This window comes from Fusibacter paucivorans (genome assembly GCF_018390735.1).
Taxonomy (GTDB): Bacteria; Bacillota; Clostridia; order Peptostreptococcales; family Acidaminobacteraceae; genus Fusibacter; species Fusibacter paucivorans.
In genome coordinates this window covers 1-20151 of record NZ_JAHBCL010000047.1, presented here as the reverse complement: position 1 = coordinate 20151, position 20151 = coordinate 1, and the positions used below count along the sequence as shown (strand labels likewise).

The following is a 20151-nucleotide window of genomic DNA, read 5'->3' as shown; positions in this document are numbered from 1 at the left end:
GAGGCGCCTCCATCTGCAAGGTTTTTGTGGAAGAAATGTTAAAATCCTTGCATTTATTATATCAAAAAAGCGTTTCAAAGTCAGTATTCTCAATGGTTTTAACTTCGTTCAGCAAGCCCTACATAGATTTAAATTCCAGAGCGCTCTGTGGGCAGGTTTTCGAAATTGTACTGCATGATTTGGATTCTGTTATCCTGCATTCTCGGGATCGAAAAATATTGTTCAAACTGAAAGCGGCAGGCTGTTTTGAAGACAGTGCTAAGCCGTCGCTGATTCATGACTACGTTAATACAAAAGTATACTAATATTTGGTGCAAGCGACAATGTTTGATGCAAGCGACAATGTTTGATGCAAGCGACAATGTTTGATGCAAGCGACAATGTTTGGTGTAAGCGCCGTGCGGCATTAAGTATTACATGATCTGATGCAGTAACAAATGTAAAAAAACCCCTCTCTAAGCCGAGAGGGGTTTTTGCATGGATTTGTTAATCATTTAAAAAAATATGCAAAGGTGATGCGCAGGGTGAGTTAGATTTTAAATTCACCGACATAATCTTTAAGGGTTTTACTATTGACTTTAACAACGTCAATTTCTTTGGTAACTTTTTCAGAAACGCGCATAATATCGTTTACGTGAGACGCTACGTCGGAAACGCCTTTTGCACTGTCTGAAATGGTAACGGTAATACTGCTGATCGTTTCATTGACATTGGTGACAGATGCTTTCATATCATTCATTGTTTGTACAAGTCGATTAAAGATTTCTGAAAGATTGTTGGCATCCCTATCATAGCGATCGCCGATTTTTGTTAAGGATTCATAATCTTCTAAGACATTGCTCTCAATAAAGTCAATGAGAGCCGAAGCGTTTTCCGCTAAATCTGAAACGGATTTAATGACGCCCTGCGTAACCGCTTGGATTTCATTGGCTGAATTCTGCGATGTCGACGCCAGTTTGCGAATTTCTTCCGCGACAACACTGAATCCCTTGCCGGCTTCACCAGCACGAGCTGCTTCTATGGCTGCATTGAGTGCGAGTAAATTTGTCTGATCTGCGATTTCAAGAATAGAGCCTGTCAGCAAATTGATTTTTTCAACCTCTTTCGATTTTTCGATTGAAACGGACAACACTTCTTTTGAATTTTGATAAAGATTGACGGCTTTGTCTTTTGCCTCTTCCGAAGAAGATTTAATACGACCGGCTCTCGTGCGAAGTTTGACCGTGAAGTCCATGCCGCTGTTTGCCTGTTCAACGACATCTTCAATGAGTGTGTCAATAACATAGGTAGAAGCATTTACTTCCTCAGTTGAAGCGCTGGTTTCTTCCATGCTCGCAGATAGTTCTTCGGTACTGGCAGAAATCATCTCAATATTGCCGTTTAAGCGAACAACTTCATCGGTAACTTCACTGGCGAGTCTTCCGAGTCCGTCTGCATTGTGATCAACATCGACAATCATACTGTGAATTTTTTCATTATATTGATTGAATGCAGTGGCGAGTTGCTTAAACTCATCATTGTTTTTAAGATTGATCTGTTTAGTCAAATCTTGCGTTTCTGTTGCCTGTGTCAGCTCGGCGATTAACTTTTTAAGTGGTATTGAGATTGAACGATAAATAAAAACAGAACTGATCAGTGAAATAATAATACCGAAAAAGAGTGATATTTGTGCGCTTCTGACTGTAGAAGCACTGATGCCGTTGATAACAGTTCCCTGAAGATCAAAGATCCCATCGACGAGATCTTGGACTTGATCGACGATTTGTACAAGTCCTTGATACTGCATAGTCAATGAAATATCAACAGAATATAAGCGATTGGTTGCTAATATATAGCTGTTGAGACCATCAATTGTGGTACTGACAAAATTGCCGCTCCCGATTGTTTCAAGGTCATCAGACATTGAGAGCAGTGTGTACTGGAATTCTTTGCTGACCGTTGTGATATCGGTTAGCTTTGACTTCTCGCCTGTTATGATATACTCTTTTTCAAGTGCTCTCAAGACGGCAAGATAGTTCCTCATTTCCAGCGTTTTAGTCAGTAACGAATAGTCTTTGTCCTTTAAAACAGTTAACTGATCGCCCGAGTTTTCCAGTTCGCTTCTAAGGACAATTTCGAGTTTGTCTAAAGTGGCTTCTGTTTCATCGGCACTGTTTGAGAGGTTTGCAAGTGCGACCTCCCGGTCGTTTTCATATCCAAGGTAATTGTCAAGTACGGATTCGTAGGATTCGATTAATTCTTGAATACTGGAAATCTGGTCTTTAATTTCTTGGTCGGCATCCGAATCCAAGACCTTTGTAATTTCATCCTTGGTTGTCGTTAAACGATCGTCGATAAATGTCAACAACGCCGCATCACCGGTGGATTCGTATTCACTCTGATGTGCCAGAATGCCGTCGATATTCCGGATGATGTCGCTCACGGTATTGTTGATATCAATGACTTCGTTCAGGGATTGAATGCCGATAATGGTAAAACTCAGTGAGATGACAATGACTGCAAATAATAAAGCGTAACTTAAGACCAGCTTTGCCCTCACGTTGAAACCAAAATTTTTCTTCTTCTTTGATTTCCCTGCTTTTTTTGCTGTCTTGGCCGGTTTAGGCTGACCCTTTTTCCTAAACCGATTTACCCCTTTTCCCATTTTGACCTCCTGCTTGTCGTGATTAATGATTAACCAAGCCATACACCCTCGTCCACCCTACACATATGTAAGATGCATCCTTTATATTATAACGCTTATTTCGCAAAAAATGACACAAAAAAAGAAATAATTATACAATGATATCTTTTTTTAATATCCAAATTAGGATTTCGATGTTTTGCCAATAAAGTGATTCAAATTGGGTATGTATTCAAATAAGAACAAGGCTTATAAAATGATGGAGGTGATGGTATGGTTGAGATAAAACCGATTGATATTGGTAAAAGTATGATTATACAAAGAAGGGTAACGGAAGAAGATGCGTCACTGAATTATGGCAGCGGCAGCATTAAGAGGCTCTTTGCAACCCCTCGATTGGTTGCGATGATGATCGAGGCTTCTTCAATGCTCATTGACAAGTCATTGCCTGAGGGGTTTGTATCCATCGGAAAGCATGTGGAAATCGACCACTTTAAACCCACGTTGATTGGCGGTACTGTCAGTGTTGAAGTCAAAGTGATCAGTTCTGATGAAACGCGTGTGACGCTTTCGATGGAAGCTTTTGATGAGGTTGGCAAGATTGGGGAAGGCACGCATGTCCGCTATTTAGTCAATCATCATAAGTTGAGAGAGAGAGCGTCAGAAAGGGAGCAATCACTGCACGAATAAGTATTCGCTGAGTTGAGGACAATTGCTGAGAAGTTTGATGTAATATTACTATTTGTCATAAGGATGCGTTTGAGGTAAGATATTGTGTGCAGGGCATTATAAGCACGAATAGAGATTTGAGGCCATGGCTTCAAGTCTCTTTTTACCATTGGGAAGTGTGAACGGTATGCCGCTGCCGAATAGTACTTTAAGAAGAATACGAACGATTCATGAGGAGGCAAATCATTGACATATTTAGAGAACATAGAGGCAATTATCTTTGACCTAGATGGTACATTAGTCGATTCGATGTGGATATGGAAACAAATTGATATTGATTTTTTGGAAAAGCGCGGCATTGTATTGCCTGAAGATCTGCAAAAGGATATAGAAGGCATGAGTTTTACGGAGACAGCTCAGTATTTTATGGATCGCTTTCAATTAAATGAACCGATGGAAGCCATTAAAGATGAATGGAATGCCATGGCCAAAGATTTTTACGCCAATCGCATTCCATTAAAACACGATGTGAAGAAAATTATTAATCACGCATTAAAGGAAGGGATCAAACTGGGGATTGGCACCAGCAACTCGAGAGAACTTCTCATGACGGTATTAGAGGCACATCAAATGGTAAGCCATTTTGATGCCATGCGGACATCTTGTGAAGTAAAGGTGGGTAAACCCTCACCGGATATTTTCTTAAAAGTCGCAGAGGATTTGGACGTTTTGCCATCAAAATGTCTGGTTTTTGAAGATACGTATGCAGGTGTTCAAGCGGCGCGAAATGCGGGCATGCGTGTCATTGCCATTTATGATGAGATATCAGCACCCTATCATTCGGAGATTGCAGAAGCGGCAGATCACTTTATTTTTGGCTTTAGTGAGATTGCGGATGATAGATCTTGATCTCTTCATCTAATACCATTTTGATCAGCCGATCCCTGCCGACGGGATAACTGAAATAGTGTCCTTGAATATAATCATAGTCAAAAGTGTTGAGGTAGCTGAGATGTACTTCGCTTTCAACGTTTTTGATGATAATGAGAATGTTGAGTTCGCGTAAGATGTTAATCAGTGAACTGAGCATTTTTTCATTGGCGGAGAGATCTGAAAACATGGTTATATCCATTTTGACAAAATCAATAGGCAGCTTTTTCAAATAATTGAGTGACAAATATTCGGCGCCGAAATTGTCGATGATGATTCTAAAACCGAGTCGCGAGAGCGCGGTTATTTGTTTTTGTACCATGTCGAAGTTGGATTCGATCAAAGCTTCAGAAACCTCGAGGCAAATAAGCTGGGGATCAACATGTGATTTTGAAAGAAGCTGCTCAACTTCTGCAATGAGAATACTGCTGAGGATTTCGTCATTGGAAATGTTGATGTTAACATAGGTAACCTTCTCGCTGCTGTTCAGAATGGTGGAGAGGTCGAGCACTTCACTGAAGACGTACTTGGTTAATAAGCTCATAACGCCGAGTTCATGAACGATTGGCAAAAACTTCTGAGGTGGTACAAAACCGGTACTGCTGTGCCAACGGAGCATTGCTTCGGCAAATCGTATTTTGGCGCCTTCTCGCGTGTAAATCGGCTGAAAGTTCAGTGTCATTTCGTTTTCAGCGATGGCGTGATTGAGTTCGCGTTTTAAGGCGTTGCGCTGTGCCGGCTGCGCACTTGCAGATTCATCGAAGAATTTATAACCGTTTTTGCCAGCATTTTTTGCTTCATACATGGCGAGGTCAGCAGCGCCGATAAGACTGTCAAAGTCACTGCCATGAATTGGAATCATCGCGATTCCCATGCTGAATGTAACGAGAAAGGCGTTATCATGAATGGTCATAGGCGTCTGGAATGAATCGACCAAGCGCTTGGCAATAAAATCAATGGTTTCGTAATCGCAGGAAGAATCGACCATGGCGACAAACTCATCTCCGCCAAGCCGATAGACTTTGCCATTATCCAACAATTGTTTTTCAAGTCTTTTAGAAATTTCAATGAGCAGCGCATCACCATATGAGTGTCCAAAGTTGTCGTTGACATATTTAAAGTTATCAAAGTCAATGAAGAAAATTGCCCCTTTGATTCCGGTAGGCGATTGCCGTTCAAGGAGTTTATGAATATCCATTTTAAGCGAATAACGATTTGGCAAATGGGTTAAAAAATCATAGTAGGCATAGTCTTCAATAAGTTTTTGCTTTCGGATGAGCTCAGAACGCTGTTTTTTAAGTTGAGACTGTGTGACCATAAGCTCTTCATTTTGAACGCGGAGTTCTTCTTCAGAAGCAGAGAGTTCCTCGTAAAGATCTTTTAATTCTTCTGATCGCTCTTGTAAATGGTTTTCGATATCTTTGGCTTTTTTGATATAGTAAAGCAAATAACTTAAAAAGAACAATAGCGCCATAAAAATACAAGTAATGGTGACGATCAGGTTAAAATAAGTTTCCCAGAATGATTCCACTCGATTGAGCCAGATGATATCTTCCGGCAGGCTGTCCGTACTGAGATCATGGTTTTTTACGATTTCATAATCCAGCATGTAGGTGTTTGGACTTTCCATCAAAACAGGTATGTCAGCAGGTGTGAGTTCTTTTGTCAGCAAATCATTGGCGATGACGCCGGCAGCTTCCCCCTGTGCCATATGGCTAATGATACAACCGCCAATTAAGCCGTCTCCAACGCCATGTTCGTATAAATGAAAGATAGGTACGGCTGCGTGTGCATTCATAATTTCCATAATATCGTCAAACGAGATGGTTTTACCGCTGCTGTCATCATAGGCGGAGAGCAGAATGACAATATCCGTTGGCTTCAAGACTTCCAATCTGTTGCTCAGCATTTCGAATGTCATTTGCCGCAAGTCAATGGTGTGAAAAGTCAATGATGGAAAAAGTGAACTCAGGCTGTTGTAAACGGCGAGATCTCCCTGTCCTGAAAGCGTATCGTCAACGATGGCATAGAGATCGGTCGCTTCCGGCATTAACTCTGTTGCAAGCGTAATGGTACGATCAATAGAAGCATGTTCAAAGACGCCGGTAACCATGGGATTATCCCGCATACTGACAACGAGGTCATGATCGTTAACCCCCAAGAAGACAATGGGGATATCGCTGAAGAGTTCACTTTGATGTGCTAGGGCGAATCGCAGGGCATTGTCATCGCTGACAATGACCAGATCGTAGGGATTATCTTTATTTAATTTATAAGCAAGGCGTTTGTAAAAGCTGTTTTCATTATCAGAATCGTTAAAACGCTTTGCATCCATGAATTCGAGATCAATGATAAAACTGTCTTTGGGTAAGTTGTGTTTAAGGCCCTCTATTTGAAGGAAAAAGGTTGGGAATCTTGAATTGTATGAACTGATAAAGAGAATGGTATGCTTGTGATTGGCAAAAGCGGCACCCATTTGCAAACTCATGAACACAACAAAAAGAACTGTCATAGACAGCACACATCGTTTCATACGAATGAGATGCCTTAAATATGAAAGTGACATGAATACCCCCCAAAAATATTATCAGCCGCAGTCTTTGTTTGAAAATGATACTTTGCCGAAAACCGTTAAGATTATAAGCGGTGTGCAATAGATGCATCGTGTTTTCAGGGGAAGCCATCCCCATAGCGGTTAAGCAACGGGTATTCTATGTAAAGATGCAGCAATATCTAAGTCGATAGCCCCAAACATTGGCTTAGATATGCTTACTATATGCCCATTTTATGGGCAATCTAATCAATATTGTGGTAAAATATAGCGAGATTATGGCGGGAAAAACAAATTTCATGGCTCAAACGCCTTTGTGATTTCGCACAGTGAAATTGTTATAATAGAGCGGCTGTTAAGACAGCAATTCAATAGAATGGAGTATCCTAGGTGAGAAAAGGTGATATCGTCACATTGACGATTGAAAAAAATAAATATCCTAACATGGGCATTGGTTACCATGAAGGTCAAAAGATCTTTGTCAAACAAGCGATCAAAGGTCAAAAGGTTGCAGTGCGCATCAGCAAAAAGAGATCTGAAAGGATTGAAGGGCGTATTATGGAAATTATTGAAAAGAGCCCGGCGGAACAAGATTCGTTCTGTGAACACTTCGGCGCCTGCGGCGGTTGTGCCTTGCAGACACTTAGTGCTGAGGGACAACTGGCGATGAAGCACGAAATGGTGAGCAATCTTTTCGAAGAGGCAAAAATGCCGATTGAAATTCTTGAGATTATCGAAAGTCCTAAAGTTTTTGAATATCGCAACAAAATGGAGTTTTCCTTTGGTGATGAAGTCATCGGCGGACCACTGACGCTTGGCATGCACAAAAAGGGACGTTATCACGATGTGGTTGATGTCCCGAGCTGTCACTTGATCGATGGTGATTACAGATTGCTGCTCACTGAGATCTTAGCGTATTTTAAAGCCAGTGGTTTGCCTAAATATGATAAAAAGTGTGAAACGGGCTTCTTGAGACATTTGGTGATTCGAAAGAGTGTGACAACAGCTGAAATCTTAGTAGCACTTTCTGCGACGACACAAGTACCGTTTGATGGTGATGCCTTTGTTAAAATGCTTCAGGCACTGCCGCTTTCCGGCGAACTGACAGGTGTCCTCTATGTCCGCAATGACGGCAAGAGCGATATGGTTTCGGGGACTTATGACGTTCTATTTGGCCGGGACTATATCATGGAACATCTTATGGAGCTGTCGTTTAAAGTAACGCTGTACTCATTTTTTCAGACAAATACCAGAGGTGCGGAATATCTCTATAAAGCAGCGCTTGATCTCATTCCCGATTTGTCAGACAAGGTATGTTTTGATCTCTTTAGTGGTACGGGTACCATTGGTCAGATTATGGCAAAGCGCGCCCGTCAGGTGATTGGCATTGAAATCGTGTCGGATGCTGTGGATGCAGCCAATGAAAATGCCAAGCTTAATGGTCTCGATAATTGCACCTTTCTCTGTGGTGACGTCTATCAAACGCTGGATACGGTTGAAGCAAGACCCGATGTCATTGTCGTCGATCCACCGCGTGCCGGCATTGGCGAAAAAGCCGTTCAGCGCATCACAGCCTACGGCGTTCCCGAAATCGTCTATATTTCATGCAATCCCAAAACACTTCTTGACGACCTCGCCTGGTTTAAACGCGCCGGTTATGTGCCGGCCGACGGATTAAAGCTGGTGGATATGTTTCCTTGGACGGGGCATGTGGAGGCTATAGTAGCACTATACAAAAAAGATTAATCATATTTGCACATATACCGCTAAAAACCAAGCTTTTTATGTTTAAGACGGATATTTTGAATTACCGTAATAAAGAACAGAAAGACGAAATTATCGTAAGACTTGGCTTTTGGATGTGAAATGTAGGGACATAAGAAACTGAATAAAAATGTGAATCCACTGGTGTGATATCGGTGGATTTTTATTTGGAATAATTTTCAAATTAAGATGGGCATATATTATAACATTTGTTATAATATAAAGTGACGTATTGGAGGTGTATGGAATGGATTTTGCCCAAAAAGTAAAAGAGATTAGAAAAAAATTGAATATGAGTCAGGAACAACTGGCAAGAGAGCTTCACGTCAGCTTTGCCACGGTGAATCGGTGGGAAAATGGCAAAAACAGTCCCAATATGCTGGCTAAGAAAGCACTTTATGATTTTTGCATGGAAAAAGGACTAGATGAAACATTGATTAAGCATTTACTGGACTATTAGAATAGATATATTAGACATGGGAGGCTTACTACTATGATTACAGGTGAGTTAAGAAGTAAGGTAGATAAGATATGGGAAATATTTTGGACAGGTGGGATTACCAATCCGCTGTCTGTTATTGAGCAGTTTACCTACCTTTTATTTATAAAGGGACTTGATGACAAGCAAAAGGAAGAAGAAAGACTGGCTGAGTTTGTTGGTACAGACTTTAATAAAATATTTAATGATGATCAGCAAAATCTAAGATGGCATAAGTTCAAGCAAATGAGTGCTACAGAGATGTATGACACAGTTTCAAAAAAAGTCTTTCCGTTTATCAAGACCATGCACGGCGATAAGGATTCAGCTTTTACCAAATACATGGATGATGCCATCTTTATGATTCCAACACCACAGATGTTAGAAAAGATTGTTACAAACATTGATAGACTCCCTGTTAAAGAAGGCAATACAACAGATGATACCAAAGGTGATTTATACGAGTATTTGCTTTCTAAGGTAGCAACTGCAGGTACCAATGGTCAGTTTAGAACGCCTAGACACATTATCAAAATGATGGTGGACTTGATGCAACCAACACCAACAGATATTATTGTTGACCCAGCAGCTGGTTCAGCAGGATTCCTTGTTGAGGCTGGTGAGTATTTAAAGCGTAATAATGAGGATATGTTCACTATAAAAGAACTGAAAGATCATTATCATAATGAGATGTTCTTTGGTAATGACATGGACAGAACCATGCTTCGTATTGGTGCAATGAATATGATGCTTCACGGTGTTGATCGACCTAATATCGAATATAGAGATTCCCTATCAGAAACGAATAAAGATAGAGAAAAATACACACTGGTTCTTGCCAATCCACCCTTTAAAGGATCACTAGACTATGACAGTGTGTCGGCAGACCTATTGAAAGTGACGAAAACAAAGAAGACAGAGCTATTATTCTTAGCCCTTTTCTTAAGAACCCTCAAAAAAGGTGGCAGATGTGCATCAATCGTACCAGATGGTGTGTTATTCGGTAGTTCTAATGCTCATAAATCCATTCGTAAAGAGATTGTCGAAAATCATCAATTGCAAGCCATTATTTCCATGCCTAGTGGTGTATTTAAGCCTTATGCAGGGGTTTCTACTGCAATTATGATCTTTACTAAGACGGGTGCAGGTGGCACAGATAAAGTTTGGTTTTACGATATGCAGGCAGATGGCTTATCCCTTGATGATAAGCGTCAACAAGTTGAAGAGAACGATATTCCAGATATTATCAGTCGTTATCATAATCTTGAGAATGAAAAGGACAGAAAGCGTACAGAGAAGTCATTCTTTGTTCCAAAAGATGAAATTGTAAAGAATGAATATGACCTTTCAATCAACAAGTACAAAGAAGTTGAATATGACAGGGTGGAATATGATAAACCTTCAGTGATAATGAAAAGAATTGATGAAATAGATAGTGAAATAAAAACATTAAAAGCAGAATTGAAAATGCTGCTAAATTTAGATTTGTAGGGATGATTATGAAGAAAATTAGGATAGGTGAATTAACTAAAATAAGGACAGGAAAATTGGATGCCAACGCTTCATCAGACAATGGTCAGTACCCTTTTTTTACTTGTTCTAGAGAACCACTAAAGATTTCATCATATTCATATGACTGTGAATGTGTTCTTGTGGCAGGCAACGGAGACCTAAATGTCAAATATTATTCAGGTAAATTTGATGCATATCAAAGAACATATATTATCGAGGACAACAGTAGTGGTCGCTTGTACATGCCTTATCTTTATTATTTCATGGAAGGGTATATAGAAGAACTTCGAACCCAATCTATTGGTGGAGTAATTAAGTATATCAAACTTGGAAATTTGACAGAAGCACAGATGTATTTACCATCTATTAATGAACAAAAGCAAATTGTCAATATACTTGAAAAGAACCACGCTATTATTGAGAAAAAGAATGAGCAATTGCATTTATTAGATACTCTCATCAAATCCCGATTTGTCGAAATGTTTGGTGATCCAGTTTCAAACCCATTTGGATGGAAGAAAAGCAAGTTAAGTAATGAATGTGAAATAGTCACAGGGAATACTCCTTCACGTAAAGTATCTGAATACTATGGTGATTATATTGAATGGATAAAATCTGATAATATTACTACTGCCTCCTATTTGACAACTGCTAAGGAATTCCTTTCCGAAGTTGGGTTAAAAGTGGGAAGAAGTGTAGAGTCAGGTAGCATTTTAATGACTTGTATAGCAGGAAGTATAAGAAGCATTGCAAATGTTGCAATAGCAGATAGAAAAGTGGCGTTTAATCAACAGATAAATGCAATTGTACCGAATGATAACAATACATGGTTTATGTATATTCAATTCATGATGTCTCAACAATATATCAGAAGTACAATAAATATGTCGCTTAAAGGAATATTAAGTAAAGGAGCCTTGTCAGATCTCGAGTTTATATTTCCACCAATAGAAAAGCAAAATGAGTTTGCTGAGTTTGTACAACATGTTGATAAATTAAAGCTTGAGGTGCAGAAGTCACTTGATGAGACCCAAATTCTGTTTGATTCACTACTGCAGAAGTATTTTGAATAATAATAGGAGGTGGAGTTATGAGACTTAAAAGAATAAATTTGCTGAGTGATTACAAGATTTTCAAGAAAGATCAAGATTTTGCTTTTGGCGACGATTCCACCCTTGGAATAGTTGGAATAAATGGTAGTGGAAAATCAATTCTTCTTGAACTGATATCCAAAATATTTGTTGATGCCAGTAACCAGATAACTCAGGAGAATTATTCAAGTGACATAAATTATGAAGTTGATTATTCATTACAGAAAGATCACATGATTGAAAGTGTTTTAGTAGGAATAGGTGGGCAATGGGAAGCTACTGATCATGTGTTGATTAAGTTAGAAAATAAATCTCAGAATTTTAAAATGACTATTTCAAATGGAAACAATGAGTTTGAAATTGAAAATATTAATATGTATTATGTGTTTTTTCCTAGAAAAATCGTGGTTTACTCATCTGGCCATAATGAAGGGGTTAGTGATGAAATCATTAACTATAAACTTTATTCGTTAGCAGAAAAGGACAGTCAGAAGATTAAGAGAAACAATTATGGCGAGGTTATTAATAAGGGTATATTAGATCGATATAATGAACTGTTCTATTATTTTGATGATACGATAAGTAAACTGGGCATCCTTACGTCGTTTATGTTTGAGTCTGAAAATCATGTAATACTATCAGAGTTTTTTGAAAAGGTTTTAGTGGCTTCGTTTAAAATAAGACTTGATAAGAAAGATATTTATGATGAAGATATTTACTTCGATGAGAAGGCATCATATCTACTAAATGAAATTATGAGTTACGCAAATACAGTTCATGTAAATGAAAACGGATTTAAGTATTATGAGTTTCATGCACCAGAGAATATAGACCGGGAACAAATGTCTTTATTAGCCTTTTTTGAAGGACTGCAAAGGCTTTATGACTACAATATTTATAAGATTAAGAAAAGGACTCGAAACAGAATTATATACGGGAATGAAAAAAACAAGAAATCTTTAGTCGATTGGAATATAGCAAATAATCGAGTGTTTGAACTACTTGAAATGACCTTCAAAACAGAAAACGATTCTGAACTGGAATTGAGGAATTTTTCTGATGGAGAGTACCAAGTGCTTCAATTGATTAGCATACTCAATATCTTTTGCGGAAGTAACATTTTGTTTTTATTAGATGAGCCAGAGACACATTTTAATCCAAGTTGGAAGTCTTTGTTTGTTTCTAAAGTAAAATCAATGCTTGATCCGATGTCGCAAGTTGTATTTTCATCTCATAATCCAGAAGTAATAACAGACTTAAGAAAAGCAAGTGTTGTTAGCATGAAACGGGGCGCGCAAAGTGGATTGCAAATTGAGACTTTTGGAGCTAATCCCAATATGATTAGTGCTAATTTATTTGACAAGAGAAACACTGTGGCAGAATTGGCTAAACAGGAAATAAATATATTTAGAAACCAAATTAATCAAGCTACTAGTCATCAAGAATTAGAGGAACTTAAACTTGAAATTGAAAATACGCTAGGTGATTCATCAGAACGCTTGATGTTGATTATTGAGATTCAAAAGAGGATGATGTAAATGTGGTACTTTTATAATGAGTTTGAAAATGAAGAATTAGAGGGCCTTATAAATCAAATCAATAGTGTATTCACCAATATTTTCTCTGCTGTAGTATTTGAGTATCCAAGCTGGATGAATGAAATCAAACTTAAAAGTGATTTTGAAGAATTTAAAGGTGCGTTTGAGTTAAGTCAGCCAGAGGAAAGAGAAAAGTTAGCTAATGCCTTCAGCAAGAATATTCAAGTTGAAAATGTATGTAATATGACTGTTGATCCAGTTTCTTATGAAGATTTATTAAATGGCTCAAGCGAAGATTTTGTAAGATGTGTAAGTATTTTAAAAACGATACAGGATTATTTATATGATAATTTATTAAAATTAAAAGGACTTGTTGAAAAAGTTGGCACTCTTAAGAATTATTATGATGAGTTCCGTGTTGAATCGATTGAGTATGTGTGTCCATTTTGTGGAATAGGTCCTATGTTAACATCAAAGGATAAATTCCGTGAAGCTTTTGATCACTATTTACCAAGATCGAAATATCCGTTTGTTTCACTGTTGAGGAAGAACCTTTTTCCCATTTGTCATACATGTAATTCTACATATAAAGGTGACAAGAATCCTAGAGATTATGGTAAAGTATTCTATCCATTTATGAGAAATGATAATGATTGTGAACCTGTTTTTACTATTAGAACAGGTGTAATTGAAAATATTGAAATTACTAGTCAACATTTTCATGATGAGGTAGAGACTTGGGATAAAGTATTTGACATAAAAGACAGGATTAAAAATTTTGCTGAAGATAATCTTAGTGGATGGATGTCAAATGTCACAGAAGCTGTTGGATTATACTATGTTGATTTAGAAACTGCTAAAAATGCTGAAATAGAAAGATGTAAATCAAATAAAATGCAAGATCATAAATTTATAAAGAAAGCTGTCTTAGAAGCATTATAGATTATATAAGGGGGAATACCATGTGCTACAACTTTGATTTCCTAAAAAAAGAAGAAAAATACAAAGACTTTACATACGCCTGTATCGAAGCAGAAAAGAGCTTGGTGGTTTCCTATGCCAGTACAGCAATTCTTGCACGTAGAGCTTTGGAATTGGCTGTCAAGTGGGTCTTTTCTTATGACCATGAACTGGAAGCTCCTTATCAGGACAATTTAGCATCTTTGATTCATGATTATCGTTTCAAAGGGATCATTGATACAAAACTTTTTCCGATGATAAAGTATATTCAGCAAATCGGCAATAAGGCAGTTCATTCGGCTGCGCCTATTACAAGAGAACAAGCTGTACTTGCTCTTTACAATCTTTTTGAATTTGTTTCGTGGATCGATTACTGTTACTCGGATGAATATATTGAGATTGCCTTTGATAAAAGTCTACTCGGGGATAATGAAAAAGAGAAGAAGACTCGAGATGAGCTGAAAGACCTTTATGATCGACTAGGTGCTAAAGATCGTAAGCTTGAAGAAATTATTAAGGAAAATGAAGATCTAAGACGTGAGAACACCGCCAAGCGTGTAGATAATAAGAAAAACCGTGACTTTAAGGTTGATGAGATTTCTGAATTTAAGACACGTAAGATGTATATTGATTTAGAAATTGAGCTTAACGGTTGGATCATCGGTAAGGATTGCTTTGAAGAAGTAGAAGTAGAAGCTATGCCAAATCAGGCAGGTTTAGGTTATGTAGATTATGTCTTTTTTGGAGATAATGGTAAACCACTGGCGGTTGTTGAAGCCAAGAAAACCAGTGTGAATCCTCGTGTTGGTCAAATACAAGCTCAGCGGTATGCAGATTGTTTGGAAAAGCAATATAAAGTAAGACCAGTTATTTTTTATACAAATGGTTTCGAATATTATTTATGGGATGATGCCAGCTATCCAGAGCGCTTAGTCTCAGGTATTTACATCAAGGAAGAACTAGAATGGCTTCATTTCAAAAGACAAAACAAAGTGTCTTTAAAAGACCCTGTAATCAACGATGATATAACCAATCGTCACTATCAAAAGATGGCAATTACAGCGGTGTGCGATACCCTTGAAAAAGGCAATCGTAAAGCATTACTTGTTATGGCAACAGGTTCGGGAAAGACAAGGACTGCTATATCAACCGTAGACGTACTGATTAAAAGAGGATGGGTAAAAAATATTCTATTCTTAGCAGATCGTACAGCCCTTGTGAAGCAAGCAAAGAAGAATTTTAAGGCATTATTACCGGAATTGTCTCTATGTAACCTTTTAGATAGTAAAGACAACCCTGAGAGCAGAATGGTATTTTCAACTTATCCAACTATGATGAATGCCATTGATGATGTAAAGAACAAACGTAGTGAAAAGCTATTTACAAGTGGTCACTTTGATTTGATTATAATTGATGAAAGTCACCGAAGTATTTATAAAAAGTATCAGGACATTTTTAATTATTTTGACGCTATTTTATTAGGACTTACTGCAACGCCTAAAAATGATCTTGATAAGAATACCTACTCTATTTTTGAACTAGAAAACAATGTACCGACTTATGCATATGAATTAGGTGAAGCCATTGAAGATGGTTATTTGGTGCCTTATCATACCATTGAAACGAAGATGAAGTTTTTAGAAGAAGGCATTCATTATGACGACCTGACAGATGAAGAAAAAGAGCAGTTTGAAGAAACCTTTGATGATGATGTAAAAGACATCAGTGGGGAAGCCCTGAATTCATTCCTCTTTAATGACAACACCATTGATACAGTCCTTCAAGAACTGATGACAAAAGGTTTAAAAGTAGAAGGCGGCGACAAGCTGGGCAAAACTATTATCTTTGCTAAGAATAAAAAACATGCAGATTTTATCGTAAAACGCTTTAATAGCCTTTATCCTGAATACCATGGGAACTTTGCAAAACCTGTTTATACGGGTATCAATTATGTGGAAAGCACCATGGATGACTTTGAAGTAAAAACGATGCTGCCACAAATAGCTGTATCTGTGGATATGCTAGATACTGGTATTGATATTCCTGAGATACTGAATCTTGTCTTCTTCAAGAAAGTGCGCTCCAAGACTAAGTTTTGGCAGATGATTGGCCGTGGCACCAGATTATGCGAAGATTTATATGGTGTTGGCATAGATAAAGAGGGCTTTAGAATCTTTGACTACTGTGGTAACTTTGAGTTTTTTAGAACCAATAAAAACGGTAAAGAAGCCAAAATGATGAAATCACTCACTGAGAATCTTTTCAATATCCGTATAGGCATTATTAAAGAGCTACAAATTATGGATTATCAGACTGAGGAATACATTGAGCATAGAAATACCCTGATCGAAGGTATCTTGAAGGAAATTAAAGGCATTGATGAGAGTAAGTTCAATGCAAGAATGAAACTTCAATTCATTCATAAGTTCAATCAAGAGGACGCATTTGCAAGTCTATCCGATGCTGATGTAAGAGATCTTGAAGACCACATTGCACCACTTGTACCAGCCATTGACGATGATGAACTAGCCAAGCGATTTGATTATTTGATGTATACCATTGAATATTCGGATCTCAAGCGTGTCCCAGCTTCTAAACCGAAGAATCGTGTGGTGAATACAGCTGAAAAACTCACCTTTAAAGGTACTATTGAGAAAGTCAAACAGCAAGAAGAGCTGATTTATAAAGTTCAGACCAACGAATATTGGGAAGAAGCAGATATTTTTGACCATGAAGAAGTCCGTGAAGCATTAAGGGACTTAATCAAATATCTAGATAGCAAGTCGGGTGAGATTTACTACACTAATTTCACTGATGAGATTATGGAGACGAAAGAAAACCCTGGTGAATATTCAGTCAATGATATGCAGAGCTATCGCAAAAAGGTCAATAAGTACTTAATGGACCACCAGAATGATATAGTGATCTATAAACTTAGAAATAACAAACCTTTAACAGAGGATGATATCAAGTATTTTGAAAAGATTCTTTGGCAGGAACTCGGTACAAGAGAGGACTATGAAAAAGAGTTTGGTGACGAGCCACTACTCAAATTGGTCAGTAAAATTGTAGGATTAGCCCCACAAGCAGCCAATGAAGTGTTCTCGGAGTTCTTAACCGATGAAAGCCTTAATATTAATCAAATGGAATTTGTGAAGTTAGTGGTCAATTATATGATTAAAAATGGTAGTCTAGATAAACATATACTCAATGAACATCCATTTAACAAGCGAGGCAATGTTATGCACTTATTTGATGGCAAGCTTGATGTGGCAAAACGTATTATTGGTGCTATTGATCAGATTAATGGCAGGTTGAGTATTTAGAAAAGGTGAAACAAGTTGTGATGTTAAGTGCCCCACATTATGTTGGCAGAAATGTGCCTGATGAATTGAAGCGGTGTATGGAGAAGGAGGGTTACATTGGAAAATAATAATGATTTACTCATCTATCAGACCGAAGATGGAAAAACAAAAATAGATGTAAGACTTGAAAATGAAACCGTATGGATGACACAGAAGGCAATTGCGGAGCTTTATCAAACAACACCTCAAAATAAGCTTCATTTTGCTATTCATAGTCATACAGCGGCAGAACTCATAGAACAAAGAGCAGATGCCTCAAAAGACAATATAGGACTTACCACATGGAAGGGTGAGAAGAAAAGCTCAATGCCTTCCTCAAATTTAATGAGCGTGACATTCTTACTGGTGCAGGTTCTATTTCACATGAAGTAGCCAAAGAACATGCTGAAAAAGAATATGAGAAGTTCAATCAAAAGCGTTTAAGTGAGCCTGAAAAAGATGACTTTGATGTGTATTTAGAAGAGCATGAATGGACACATAAGAAGTAGCCCTGCTTTAGATTCCGCAAACGAAGTGATTACATGAAAGCAGTAGAAGTAATAAAGCTTAAGAAAGAATAAATTACCCTTTTCTTAAATTTGTTGTTGAATCAGTAATTGAATCGGAGTAGCTTTGGTTGTCTTTGCTGGAATTAAATAAGCTTTAATAAATACTTACAATCGTAGGATTGACCAAGTAACCAGTAGGTCTTGAAGGCACTAGAATTGTCTACTCAAGCCGCGTTGAAACGATAACGCTGATGACATGTAGTGGTTTAAACAAAAGTAAGTAGAGTTTAGACACGATATGTTGTGGTTTTTGCCCCGAAGTAGGTCGAAATATAGATGGCATAAGGTAAATGGTTAATAAATGACGATATACTTCATTTCATCATGAAAACGATCCAAGACTAATTCTTTACTTGCTTGCATTCTAACATTGTAAGTGTTAGAATAGTGGCAGAAGTGATAGAAACTGATGGTAGGAGTGGCATTATGGATATATATGAAAGTGAAAGCATTGAATTAAAAGAAGTCTACACGCCTGAAGTGAAAAAGGAAGTAGTGGCATTTGCTAATAAAAATGGTGGCACAATATATATCGGTATAAAGGATAACGGGAAAATAACTGGTCTTGAAAATCCGGATTTTGTAATGCAACAAATATCAAACGCAGTACGAGATAGCATTCGCCCAGATGTTTCTATGTTTACAAATATTGAATTGGTAATGAAAGAGAGCAAAAGCATTATTAAAATAATCATTCAACAAGGCACTAAAAAACCATATTATCTAACAGAAAAAGGACTAAAACCATCTGGGGTCTACGTTAGAAGTGGAACGACTTCTGCACCTGCATCAGAAGAAGCGATTCGCATGATGATTAAAATGACTGATGGAGAGTCTTTTGAAAACAATCGATCACTTTTTCAAGATTTGACTTTTGAAAGTTTGAATAGAGAGATGGAACTGAGACAACTGGAATGTTCGCAGGTGCAGATGAAAAACTTAGGGATACTAACCGAAGATGATATTTTTACAAACCTGGGATTACTGGTTTCAGATCAATGCAAGCATTCCATTAAATTTGCTGTCTTTCAGGGGACAGATAAATTGGTATTTAAAGATCGAAAGGAACTGACAGGGTCAATATTTGATCAACTGACGGATGCGTTTAAGACTGTTAATTTTTATAACAGCACAAAGGCTACTTTCCATGAATTGCTGCGTTCAGATGAAAGAGATTATCCGGAAGATGCTGTACGTGAGGCATTGCTCAACGCGATCGTTCATAGAGAATATGCTTTTAGTGGCAGCACCATTATAAATCTCTATTCAGACCGTTTAGAAATCATTTCACTAGGTGGACTGGTTTCTGGGATGTCCTTGGAAGCCGCAATGCTTGGTGCATCGCAGCCAAGAAATGAAAAGCTTGCTAGTTTATTTTATCGAATGAAATTGATTGAAGCATACGGTACAGGAATCAGTAAAATGATGAGTTGCTACAAAGCGTTGCATGTTCAACCGAAGTTTGAAAATGTTGAAGGTGCATTCCGAGTTATTTTACCCAATATCCATGCTCAAGAAGTAAATATAGTAGAAGAAAAGTATTTACCAATATTGAAATTATTTGAAGCTCAAAAAGAAATTACTCGTAATGATGTTGAAGAAACACTTGGGGTGGGAACGACACAAGCAGTAAATGTGATCAAAGAGATGCTGAATAAAGATCTAATTAAGAAAGTAGGTAGTGGCAGATTAACGAGATATGTTTTGAAGTGAGGTTATTAAATGATTCCTTCAATCAACCCTTGAAGCGATAATAATGATAACATATTATTTATGCAAAATGAAGATAAACATGCATACAAAACCATCCAAAATGCCGGCGGAATGCATATTGATGCAAGAAAAATGCATATGGACGGTGGATATGTTTCTACATACGCCACATGTGGAGGCGGTTTGTTTGTTGGAGAAGAAATAAATTAATAGAGAAATCACAGGGGAAGTGATTTTAGAATGAATTTGGGGCAAAAATCGGACGGAAATGGCGATTTTTGCCCCTTTAATGTTTCTGATTTCTAGTTCTGTCATTGCCTAGCTCATAACTCTTGCCGTAGCTAGCTCGCTTATCTTGCCTCAAAAAATGCGTGTAGTGGCTGCAGTGTTACTGCAGCCCAATAATCAT

13 protein-coding genes and 1 pseudogene are annotated in these 20151 nt (G+C 37.8%); 12 read left to right on the top strand and 2 right to left on the bottom strand.

The annotated features are described in order from the left end of the window. On the top strand, nt 1-305 hold a 305-nt coding region (locus tag KHM83_RS18200; protein WP_343213176.1), incomplete at its 5' end, for a DUF6648 family protein. Nucleotides 306-529: 224 nt separating this feature from the next. On the opposite strand, the gene KHM83_RS18195 is transcribed toward KHM83_RS18200, so the two are convergent. Beyond that, nucleotides 530-2644: a methyl-accepting chemotaxis protein gene (locus KHM83_RS18195; protein WP_213238459.1), complete on the bottom strand. Its 2115-nt coding sequence runs from the start codon at nt 2642-2644 to the stop codon at nt 530-532. A 252-nt stretch (nt 2645-2896) separates the two neighbouring features. Between KHM83_RS18195 and KHM83_RS18190 the strand changes: the two genes are divergently transcribed. Beyond that, nucleotides 2897-3313, top strand: coding sequence for a thioesterase family protein (locus KHM83_RS18190; RefSeq protein WP_213238458.1), 417 nt, complete (start codon nt 2897-2899; stop codon nt 3311-3313). A gap of 225 nt (nt 3314-3538) precedes the next feature. Beyond that, complete coding sequence (locus KHM83_RS18185) at nt 3539-4201, top strand: HAD family hydrolase (RefSeq protein ID WP_246543196.1); 663 nt, start codon at nt 3539-3541, stop codon at nt 4199-4201. On the opposite strand, the gene KHM83_RS18180 is transcribed toward KHM83_RS18185, so the two are convergent. After that, nucleotides 4173-6788 carry an EAL domain-containing protein gene (locus KHM83_RS18180; protein ID WP_213238457.1) on the bottom strand — a complete coding sequence of 872 codons (2616 nt, stop codon included), beginning with the start codon at nt 6786-6788 and terminating at the stop codon, nt 4173-4175. The two genes, KHM83_RS18185 and KHM83_RS18180, sit on opposite strands and share 29 nt — an antisense overlap. Nucleotides 6789-7163: 375 nt before the next feature. On the opposite strand from KHM83_RS18180, the gene rlmD reads away from it, so the two are divergent. The 9 genes and pseudogenes from rlmD (at nt 7164) to KHM83_RS18130 (ending at nt 19742) form a co-directional block, all read left to right on the top strand. Beyond that, nucleotides 7164-8519 carry a 23S rRNA (uracil(1939)-C(5))-methyltransferase RlmD gene (gene rlmD / locus KHM83_RS18175; RefSeq protein ID WP_213238456.1) on the top strand — a complete coding sequence of 452 codons (1356 nt, stop codon included), beginning with the start codon at nt 7164-7166 and terminating at the stop codon, nt 8517-8519. Between the two features lie 265 nt (nt 8520-8784). Next, on the top strand, nt 8785-8997 hold the full coding sequence (locus KHM83_RS18170; protein ID WP_213238455.1) for a helix-turn-helix domain-containing protein: 213 nt from the start codon (nt 8785-8787) through the stop codon (nt 8995-8997). Between the two features lie 33 nt (nt 8998-9030). After that, nucleotides 9031-10506, top strand: coding sequence for a type I restriction-modification system subunit M (locus KHM83_RS18165; RefSeq protein WP_213238454.1), 1476 nt, complete (start codon nt 9031-9033; stop codon nt 10504-10506). 8 nt (nt 10507-10514) lie between these two features. Continuing rightward, nucleotides 10515-11600, top strand: coding sequence for a restriction endonuclease subunit S (locus KHM83_RS18160; RefSeq protein ID WP_213238453.1), 1086 nt, complete (start codon nt 10515-10517; stop codon nt 11598-11600). A gap of 17 nt (nt 11601-11617) precedes the next feature. Beyond that, a complete protein-coding gene (locus KHM83_RS18155) occupies nt 11618-13156 on the top strand; it encodes an AAA family ATPase (protein ID WP_213238452.1) in 1539 nt (512 codons plus the stop codon). Continuing rightward, the gene (locus tag KHM83_RS18150) at nt 13157-14098 is read left to right on the top strand and encodes a hypothetical protein (RefSeq protein ID WP_213238451.1); all 942 of its coding nucleotides are present in this window, start codon (nt 13157-13159) and stop codon (nt 14096-14098) included. Nucleotides 14099-14118: 20 nt separating this feature from the next. Beyond that, nucleotides 14119-17442 (top strand): DEAD/DEAH box helicase family protein, encoded by a 3324-nt coding sequence (locus tag KHM83_RS18145; RefSeq protein WP_213238450.1) that lies wholly within the window; start codon nt 14119-14121, stop codon nt 17440-17442. A 183-nt stretch (nt 17443-17625) separates the two neighbouring features. Further along, nucleotides 17626-17969 (top strand): annotated as a pseudogene (gene rhuM / locus KHM83_RS19805) (RhuM family protein). Nucleotides 17970-18455: 486 nt separating this feature from the next. After that, complete coding sequence (locus KHM83_RS18130) at nt 18456-19742, top strand: RNA-binding domain-containing protein (RefSeq protein WP_213238448.1); 1287 nt, start codon at nt 18456-18458, stop codon at nt 19740-19742. Nucleotides 19743-20151 lie beyond the last annotated feature (409 nt).